The 1,053-nt window shown below is 61.3% G+C and carries 1 protein-coding gene; it reads left to right on the plus strand.

The window, feature by feature from the left end:
- Positions 1 to 263: 263 nt before the first annotated feature.
- On the plus strand, positions 264 to 1,053 hold a 790-nt coding region (locus LE190_RS21305; RefSeq protein WP_225240589.1), incomplete at its 3' end, for an ISL3 family transposase.

Consider the following 1,053-nt stretch of genomic DNA (forward strand, 5'->3'; position numbering starts at 1 on the left):
GCTCATGTAGACCGAGGCGTTTTTTAGGTCCGTCAGGCGCGACTCTCATCGTGGCGCGGAGCAAGTCTCCAACTTAACGCCGGATAGATTTGAGCAAGCCAACTACATCATACGAAATCGGGGTTGTTAAAAGGAGGGTGACCATAGATTTTTTTGGTTCATCGCGGATTTCCGGGATGAACCTGCTGTAAACGCAAGAGAGCAGTAAGGAAGAGTTATTGTGTTTGTGCGACCAAACCCAACCAACTCAACCTACCGCTCTCATGCCAGATCATAGTCTCAGCCTCCCGTTCTGGGAAGGCTTTGCCGTCACTTCGTTCACCGAGCAGGGCCAATCGGTATCCATCCGCCTGGAACCCTGTCCATCCGCGCCGCGCATTTGCCGCCATTGTGCAAGCGCGGCCCCCAAGGTGCATGACGTCTGTTGGCGCACGGTGCACGATTTGCCTATCGTCGGGCGAGCACTAGTCTTGTCGGTGGCGGTCTACCGGCTCCGGTGCGATGGTTGTGGGCGCACGGCTGTCCAGCGCGTCAGCTGGCTGGACTCCTACTCGCGGGTGACGCGACGCCTGGCTGCGTTCGTCGCACTATGGAGCGAGCGCATGCCGATTTCTCACGTCTGCCAGCTCACCGGCCTCCACTGGAGCACGGTGCGCCACATCCACCAGCAGGCGCTGCAGCGCAAGCTCGCTGCGCTGCCCGAGGCGCAACCTACGCGCCTCGTGATGGATGAATTTGCGTTGTTCAAGGGGCACCGGTACGCCACCGTCGTGCTCGACGCCGACAGCAGGCAAGTGCTGTGGGTCGGCGAAGGCCGCAGCCGCGAAGCGGTGCGTCCTTTTTTCGAATGGCTCGGCCCCGAGCGCTGCGCGCGGATCGAAGCGGTGGCAATGGACATGAACACGGCGTTCGACCTGGAAGTTCGGCAGCACTGCCCGCAAGCGCGGGTGGTCTACGATCTGTTCCACGTGATCGCCAAATACGGCCGCGAAGTCATCGACCGGGTCCGGGTCGATGAAGCGAACCGGCTGCGCGAAGACCGGCCCCAGCGCC

The sequence above is a fragment of the Massilia hydrophila genome (assembly GCF_020208145.1).
Taxonomy (GTDB): domain Bacteria; phylum Pseudomonadota; class Gammaproteobacteria; order Burkholderiales; family Burkholderiaceae_D; genus Telluria; species Telluria hydrophila.